Genomic DNA, 8,042 nt, shown 5'->3' with positions numbered 1-8,042 from the left:
ATCATGGTTCGCCGCGCCCGGAAAGGGCAGTCGGTGATGAAACCGGATCGGGAGCACTTGCATCACATTTTCATGCGCGCGGGCTTCTCGGATCGTGAGGCGCTGATTATGATTACCGGGATTGCACTGGTTTTTGCGGCCTTCGGTCTGATTGGTGAAGGCTTTCAAATCCCGGAGTATTTAATGTTTACTGCGTTCATTGGTGTTTTTGCCCTGTATGATTGGGGGCTGAGCCATGCCTGGCGGTTGTTGGTGTTATTTCGGAGGCGGTCGGGTAGCGGGGGTACTTGATAAGACAGAGGTTTGGTCACCACGTGATTCGTTTTTTTGACATCCTGTTTTCGTTAGCCGGCCTTGTTGCCGGCTTTCCTGTTTTTTTGATACTGCTGGTTGCCGGGTACTTTGATACCGGGGCGCCGCTGTTTCTTCAGGAACGTGTTGGCAGGGATGGACGGCCGTTTGTACTGGTGAAGTTCCGCACCATGACGGTAGGTACGGCATCGGTCGCCACGCATCTGGCGCAGGCGTCCTCGATTACGCCGCTGGGCCGTTTTCTTCGCAAGACCAAGCTGGATGAACTTCCTCAGCTATGGAATGTGCTGAAAGGGGAGATGAGCCTGGTCGGGCCCCGGCCCTGTTTGCCGAGCCAGACGGAATTAGTGAACCTCCGGCGGCAATTGGGCGTGTTGAAAATGCGCCCTGGCATTACCGGCCTGGCGCAGGTGCAAGGTATTGATATGTCCACACCGGAAAAACTGGCCCGTACGGATGCGTTAATGATTGGTCATTTGTCTCTTAAGCGATATTTTCACTATATTTTCCTGACGGTGGCCGGCAAAGGCGCCGGTGACCGAGTGAGGAATGGATGAAACCTCTTTTGAGCAGGCTCCGAGACTGGCTTTTTGAGTTGCCCAGGCCGCAGAAACGGCTGATATCCGTAGCGGCTGATCTGTTCTTTATCGCCATCGCCCTCTGGGTGGCATTCGCGTTGCGTTTTGAGGACCCCGCCTGGATGCCCTCCCAGCGCCAGTGGTTGGCGTTTGGCCTTACCGCTGCGATTTCCATTGTCGCCTTTATCCGGATTGGTCTTTATCGTGCCGTAATCCGGTATATCAGTGAGAAAGTTCTGGTTGTTATGGTGACTGGTGTGGTTGCTTCCGCCGGCGCCCTGATTCTCTCCGGTTTTCTGTTTCATGCCATGGTTCCACGCTCGGTACCGGTGATCTATGCTTCGCTGTTGTTCATCATGGTGGCGGGTACGCGGTTCACTTTCCGGGCACTTATCAATCGTCCGCGGGAGAGAGCCAAGGGGCGGGTTTTGATTGTGGGGACGGGGCCCAAGGCGCTTCAGCTTCATTATGCGTTGATGCAGGGTACGGAATACCGCCCGATGGGGTTTGTTTCCCAGGACCGCCAGAAACACAAATCTCTGATTGCCGGTTTGCAGGTGTACTCTGTGGACCACATCAAGCGCGCTGCACGGGAGCAGGGAATCCAGAGGGTGTTCCTGGCGTTGGAGGACGATGGCAAGATCAGCCGCCGGGAATTGATGGCGAAGCTGGAGGAGATGGTCATTCCGGTGCAAACCGTACCGGCTATGTCAGAACTGGTCGCGGGGCAGGCGCGGATCAATGATATTCGTGATCTTGATATTGCCGATTTGCTGGGACGAGACCCGGTTAAACCGAACAAGACGGTGGTTGCGGCCAGTCTGACTGGAAAGGTCGTTATGGTGACCGGGGCGGGAGGTTCAATTGGTTCCGAGTTGTGCCGTCAGATAATCCGCAATGGCCCTTTGGCCATTGTGCTTCTTGAGCAATCCGAGATTGCCCTCTACAACATTGAGCGGGAGCTCAGGTCCATCAGTGACATTGAAGGACTGGCAGTGGAAATCCATCCCTTGCTCGGCAGCATTGTACATCGTCGGAGGACCGAGGTGATCATGCGTTCGTTCGGGGCGAACATCGTTTACCACGCCGCGGCCTACAAGCATGTCCCTCTGGTGGAGAACAACATCATCGAGGGTGTGCAGAACAATGTGATGGGTACGTGGCACTGTGCTGAAGCAGCCATTGCCGCCGGTGTTGAGCGTTTTGTGTTGATTTCTACAGACAAGGCGGTCAGGCCAACAAATATCATGGGTGGCTCAAAACGATTGGCAGAGCTGGTTTTGCAGGGCCTTGCGCAGCGGCAGAGCGATACGGTGTTCTCAATGGTTCGGTTTGGCAATGTGCTGGGCTCTTCCGGCTCAGTAGTTCCGCTTTTCCGTGACCAGATCCGCGATGGCGGCCCGGTGACAGTGACCCACCCGGACATCATTCGCTATTTCATGACCATTCCCGAGGCAAGCCAATTGGTGTTGCAGGCCGGTGCTATGGGTGAAGGTGGTGAGGTGTTTGTACTCGATATGGGCGAACCGGTGAAAATCGCCGACCTGGCCCGGAAAATGATCCGGCTGATGGGTCTGACGGAAAAGAATGAAGACAATCCCTACGGTGATATTCAGATTACGTATACAGGCCTGAGGCCGGGTGAGAAGCTCTACGAGGAGTTGCTCATTGGTGACGACCAGCAGAGGACGGCTCATCCAAGGATCATGATGGCCCGGGAGCAATCTTTGAGTTGGCCAGAGATTGATGAATTGCTCGGAAAGCTTGTCCAGTGCTGCAAGCAGTTCGATTGTGAGGCAGTTGTCGATCTCATTCGCCAGGCCCCGACTGGATATGTAGCCTCCGACGAGCCGGGGGATATTCTTTGGCAGCGAGGCGAGTTGCCTGTGAAACCAGTTTCTTCGGTGGGCTCTGGAGATGGGAAAGTGCGCCGCTTACCTGTTTAGAGGTGTACCTCAGGGGTCTGAAGAAAGCCTTCTTCTGACCCCGAGTTAGCGCCCCCTCCAGGGGTCTGAAGAACACTTTCTTCTGACCCCATGCTAGCGGCAAGCTCACAGCAAGATTTGAAAATGGGGTCAGATGAAGACTTTCATCAGACCCCTGCTTTAAAGCGCCGAGCTCGGAGCCAGACCTGAAAGCGGGGTCAGATGAAAGCGTTCATCAGCCCCTCCTCCTATAAGTTAACGAATCGTGGAAGTCTATGCCCATTTACGACGTATTCAACGGCGATGCCGACGGTATCTGCGCCCTGATTCAGCTCCGTTTAGCGGAACCCGCTGAAAGCACCCTGATTACCGGAGTGAAACGGGACATTGCCCTGGCCAAACGGGTGCTCACCTCGGAACCTGTCCAGGCGAACATCCTGGATGTCAGCCTGGAGAAAAACCGGGAGGCGGTGAATGCGCTGCTGGAAGCTGGCTCTTCGGTGTTTTATGTGGATCACCACTTCCCCGGCGACGATTTGCCGGATCATCCGCAATTTACCGCGTTGATCGATACTCAGCCGACGACCTGCACCAGCTTGCTGATTGACCAGCATCTGAACGGCCGTTTTCATAACTGGGCCATTGCTGCAGCGTTTGGCGATAACCTGAATGCGGTGGCTGAAGAGCTGGCGGAGAAGGCCGGTTTGAGCGCGGGGCAGACTGAATCCCTGAAAATGCTGGGCGTTTGTATCAATTACAACGGCTATGGTTCGTCGGTGGAAGACCTGCATTTCCACCCGGCGGATCTTTACCGGGAATTCGTGATGTTTGCGGACCCACTGGAGCTGATTGCTTCCGAACCGGTTGCCTGGCAGCAGTTGCGGGACGGTTACGAGGCGGATATGGCCAAGGGCCTGGCGGCTCCGGTTCTCAAGGAAACTCCAGCTTCGCTTGTAGTAAAACTTCCCGACGAAGCCTGGGCTCGGCGGGTGAGTGGTGTTTTGGGCAATGAGCTCGCCAACCGGAATCCCGATAAGGCCTGTGCGATTGTTACCGAGAAAGCGGATGGTACGTACCTGGTGAGTATTCGTGCCCCACTCAATAACCGCACCGGCGCGGACGAAGTAGCCCGGCAGTTCCCCACCGGTGGTGGTCGAAAAGCGGCGGCAGGGATCAATGCGTTGCCCGGGGAGCAGTTGGATGGCTTTCTTGATACACTGGCGGGATTTTGGGCGTGATGTGAACTCGACAGGCCACGCCAAACAATGAATTTGAAAATGGGGTCAGATGAAGGCTTTCATCAGACCCCGGAGTTTGCCCCAGGGGTCTGATGAACTTGTTCTTCTGACCCCAACTTAGAATCGGAATCCGAAATAACACCCAGGATCTGCAATGACCTTGACACCCCCCAGAAAAACCCACCTCAAACAACTTGAGGCGGAATCGATCCACATCATCCGGGAAGTGGCTGCCGAATTCGATAACCCGGTGATGCTCTATTCCATCGGCAAGGACTCCGCAGTAATGCTGCACCTGGCCATGAAAGCATTCGCCCCCGGCAAGCCACCGTTTCCGCTGATGCATGTGGACACCACCTGGAAGTTTCGGGAAATGATCGAGTTCCGGGACAAGATGGCCGAGAAACTGGGTTTGAAGCTGATTGTTCACACCAACGAAGAGGGTGTGAAGCAGGGCATTGGCCCGTTTACTCACGGTAGCGCCAAGCATACCGATGTGATGAAAACCCAGGCCCTGAAACAGGCGCTGGACAAGTACGGCTTTGATGCGGCCTTTGGTGGTGCCCGCCGGGACGAAGAGAAGTCCCGGGCGAAAGAGAGGGTGTACTCCTTCCGGGACAAGTTCCACCGCTGGGATCCCAAGAACCAGCGCCCGGAGTTGTGGAACCTGTATAACGGCAAGGTGAACAAGGGCGAGAGCATTCGTGTATTCCCGCTCTCCAACTGGACTGAGCTGGATATCTGGCAGTACATCTACCTTGAGAACATCGACATTGTGCCCCTGTACTTTGCCGCCGAGCGGCCGGTGGTCGAGCGCGATGGCACGCTGATTATGGTGGACGACGACCGTATGCCGCTGGCGCCGGGTGAGAAGCCGGAGATGAAAATGGTGCGCTTCCGGACTCTGGGCTGCTACCCGCTGACCGGTGCCGTTGAGTCCGAGGCCGCGACCTTGCCGGATATTATCCAGGAGATGCTGCTGACCAAGACCTCCGAACGGCAAGGGCGGGTGATTGACCATGACTCGGCGGCGTCTATGGAGCAGAAGAAGCGGGAAGGGTATTTCTGAGGTCGCTGCTCAGGGGTCTGAAGAACTCCGTTCTTCTGACCCCAAGCTAGCGCCAGACTCCTACCCCAGGGGTCTGAAGAACTCTGTTCTTCTGACCCCGAGTTAGCGCCAGACTCCTACCCCAGGGGTCTGAAGAACTCCGTTCTTCTGACCCCGAGTTAGCGCCTAACTCCCGAGTTTGCCTGAAGATGGGGTCAGATGAAGTCTTTCATCAGACCCCTGAGTTAAGTTGGCGCCAGGCGCCCGAGTTGAAATCATGAAGGTGGGGTCAGAAGAACAAGTTCTTCAGACCCCCGACAGATATGAAAATGGGGTCAGATGAAGGCTTTCATCTGACCCCGTGTTCACACCAGACATCCGAGTTGAAAATAAAATGTCCCACGCATCCGAATTAATCGAATCCGACATCCTCCAGTACCTGGACCAGCACGAGAACAAAGACCTGCTCCGCTTTCTGACTTGCGGCAGCGTCGATGACGGCAAATCTACCCTGATTGGCCGCCTGCTATTCGATTCCAAGCTGATCTTCGAAGACCACCTCGCAGCCCTGCACAAGGACAGCGAGCGCATGGGGAACGCCGGCGAGGCACTGGATCTGGCGTTGTTGGTGGACGGCCTGGCTTCCGAGCGGGAGCAGGGGATTACCATTGATGTGGCGTATCGCTACTTCTCCACCGACAAGCGCAAGTTCATCATTGCCGATTGCCCGGGGCATGAGCAGTACACCCGGAACATGGCGACCGGTGCCTCCACCTGCGAACTGGCGGTGGTGATGATTGATGCCCGGAAGGGGGTGCTGACCCAGTCTCGCCGGCACAGCTTTATCGTGAGCCTGCTGGGCCTGAAGCATGTGGTGGTGGCGATCAACAAGATGGACCTGGTGGGTTTCAGCGAGGAACGTTTTAACGAGATTCGCGCTGAGTACGAGAAGCTGGCGGACCAGTTGGGGCTGAAGGACGTGTATTACGTGCCGATTTCCGCCCTGAACGGCGACAACGTGGTGAACCGGAGCGAGAACACGCCCTGGTACCACGGTGAAACCCTGATGAACATTCTGGAGCAGGTGGAGGTTCTGGAGGACCAGAACATTATCGACTTCCGCCTGCCGGTGCAGTATGTGAATCGGCCCAACCTGGATTTCCGGGGTTATTGCGGTACGATCGCCAGTGGGGTGGTTCACAAGGGTGATGAAGTAGCGGTGATGCCCTCTGGCAAGACCTCCAGGGTGGCGGGTATCCACACCTACGAAGGTGAGATAGAACGTGCCTGGCCGGGTGATGCGGTGACTATCACTCTGGAAGATGAGGTGGATATCTCCCGTGGGGATCTGTTGGTGCATGCGAACAACCAGCCGGAGCTCGGTAACCGCTTTGCCGCCCATATCGTGTGGATGAACGAGAATGCATTGGTGCCCGGCCGTGAGTATGGCATCAAGATTGGTACCAAGGTGACCAACTGCTATGTGAACAAGGTGCTTGAGGAGGTGGATGTGAACACCCTTGAACGCAACGTAGAGGTTGATGGTGGCCTGGAGCTCAATGCCATTGGGCTGTGTGATGTGGAATTGGCCGAGTCTGTGGTAGTGGAAGACTACCAGCATCACTTTGGTACCGGGAATTTCATCCTGATTGACAAGATGACCAATGTGACTGTGGCTGCTGGTATGGTGGAGCGGGCGTTGGATGCTTCCGGTGAGATGCCAAGGCGGGAATACACCGAGGCTGAGCGGAATCTGAACAAGTTTATTCGGGAGAATTATCCGGAGTGGGGGTGTAAGGCCATTTAAGTGAACTTGGGGTCAAGTTGGGGTCAGAAGAACGAAGTTCTTCAGACCCCTGAGGTCATTCTAGACCCCAGAGTCTCCAACCCCAGAGTCACACTAAAGGAATTTGCATGAAGCTTCTCGTTACCGGCGGCGCCGGATTTATTGGCTCTGCCGTCATTCGCCACATCATCGCCAACACCTCTGACAGCGTCGTCAATGTCGACAAGCTGACCTATGCCGGCAATCTGGAGAGTCTGGCGGAGGTCAGCGGGAGTGACCGTTACGCGTTCGAGCAGGTGGATATCTGTAGTCGTGCCGAGGTTGAGCGGGTGTTTCGGGAGCATCAACCGGATGCGGTGATGCATCTGGCGGCGGAGAGCCATGTGGATCGCTCCATTGACGGGCCGGCGGCGTTTATCGAGACCAATATTGTGGGTACCTACACGTTGCTGGAGGTGGCTCGGCAGTACTGGAATGGCCTGGAGGGCGAGCGCAAGGCCAGTTTTCGCTTCCACCATATCTCCACCGATGAGGTATATGGCGACCTGGAAGGGCCGGAGGATCTGTTCACCGAGGAGACGGCCTACGCTCCGAGCTCTCCCTATTCAGCCAGCAAGGCCAGCTCCGATCACCTGGTACGGGCCTGGCACCGGACCTATGGCTTGCCGGTACTGGTGACCAACTGCTCCAACAATTATGGCCCCTATCACTTCCCCGAGAAGCTGATTCCGCTGATGATTCTCAATGCCCTTGATGGCAAGCCGCTGCCGGTTTACGGCAAGGGCGATCAGGTGCGGGACTGGCTCTATGTGGAAGACCACGCCCGGGCACTGTACAAGGTGGTCACCGAGGGCGTTGTTGGGGAGACCTACAACATCGGCGGGCATAATGAGAAGCAGAATATCGAGGTGGTGCATACCATCTGCGACCTGCTGCAGGATCTGGTACCGGCGGATCGGAAGTATCGGGATCTGATCACCCACGTGGCCGACCGACCGGGGCACGATCTTCGTTACGCCATTGATGCCGGCAAGATTCAGCGCGAAGTGGGCTGGACGCCGGAGGAGACCTTCGAATCCGGCATCCGTAAGACCGTTCAGTGGTACCTGGACAACCTGGAGTGGTGCCAGCGGGTTCAGGATGGCAGTTATCAGC

The 8,042-nt window shown here is 56.1% G+C and carries 6 protein-coding genes and 1 pseudogene; all 7 read left to right on the top strand.

The window, feature by feature from the left end; all coding sequences use genetic code 11:
- Positions 1-291: pseudogene (locus R6W86_RS11190) on the top strand (UDP-N-acetylglucosamine--undecaprenyl-phosphate N-acetylglucosaminephosphotransferase); the annotation flags it as partial.
- A 23-nt stretch (positions 292-314) separates the two neighbouring features.
- On the top strand, positions 315-869 hold the full coding sequence (locus tag R6W86_RS11185) for a sugar transferase (RefSeq protein WP_410329440.1): 555 nt from the start codon (positions 315-317) through the stop codon (positions 867-869).
- Positions 866-2,836 (top strand): polysaccharide biosynthesis protein, encoded by a 1,971-nt coding sequence (locus R6W86_RS11180; RefSeq protein WP_410329439.1) that lies wholly within the window; start codon positions 866-868, stop codon positions 2,834-2,836. Before R6W86_RS11185 ends, R6W86_RS11180 begins: the two co-directional genes overlap by 4 nt.
- Positions 2,837-3,090: 254 nt before the next feature.
- The gene (locus tag R6W86_RS11175; protein WP_410329438.1) at positions 3,091-4,053 is read left to right on the top strand and encodes a DHH family phosphoesterase; all 963 of its coding nucleotides are present in this window, start codon (positions 3,091-3,093) and stop codon (positions 4,051-4,053) included.
- A gap of 154 nt (positions 4,054-4,207) precedes the next feature.
- Positions 4,208-5,122, top strand: a complete 915-nt coding sequence (gene cysD / locus R6W86_RS11170; protein WP_410329437.1) for a sulfate adenylyltransferase subunit CysD — start codon at positions 4,208-4,210, stop codon at positions 5,120-5,122.
- A gap of 373 nt (positions 5,123-5,495) precedes the next feature.
- On the top strand, positions 5,496-6,908 hold the full coding sequence (gene cysN / locus R6W86_RS11165) for a sulfate adenylyltransferase subunit CysN (protein WP_410329436.1): 1,413 nt from the start codon (positions 5,496-5,498) through the stop codon (positions 6,906-6,908).
- Between the two features lie 107 nt (positions 6,909-7,015).
- Positions 7,016-8,042 (top strand): dTDP-glucose 4,6-dehydratase (rfbB, locus tag R6W86_RS11160; RefSeq protein WP_410329435.1); only part of this gene is annotated, 1,027 nt, incomplete at its 3' end.

This window comes from Marinobacter sp., assembly GCF_046484525.1.
Lineage (GTDB): Bacteria > Pseudomonadota > Gammaproteobacteria > Pseudomonadales > Oleiphilaceae > Marinobacter.
The sequence above is the reverse complement of the archived record's forward strand: the minus strand, read 5'-3'. Positions and strand labels throughout refer to the sequence as shown.

Excerpts from the sequence above, each read along its gene's own strand:
- R6W86_RS11180 (WP_410329439.1), top strand. The coding sequence starts at position 866 with ATGAAACCTCTTTTGAGCAGGCTCCGAGACTGGCTTTTTGAGTTGCCC.
- R6W86_RS11175 (WP_410329438.1), top strand. The coding sequence starts at position 3,091 with ATGCCCATTTACGACGTATTCAACGGCGATGCCGACGGTATCTGCGCC.
- cysD (WP_410329437.1), top strand. The coding sequence starts at position 4,208 with ATGACCTTGACACCCCCCAGAAAAACCCACCTCAAACAACTTGAGGCG.
- cysN (WP_410329436.1), top strand. The coding sequence starts at position 5,496 with ATGTCCCACGCATCCGAATTAATCGAATCCGACATCCTCCAGTACCTG.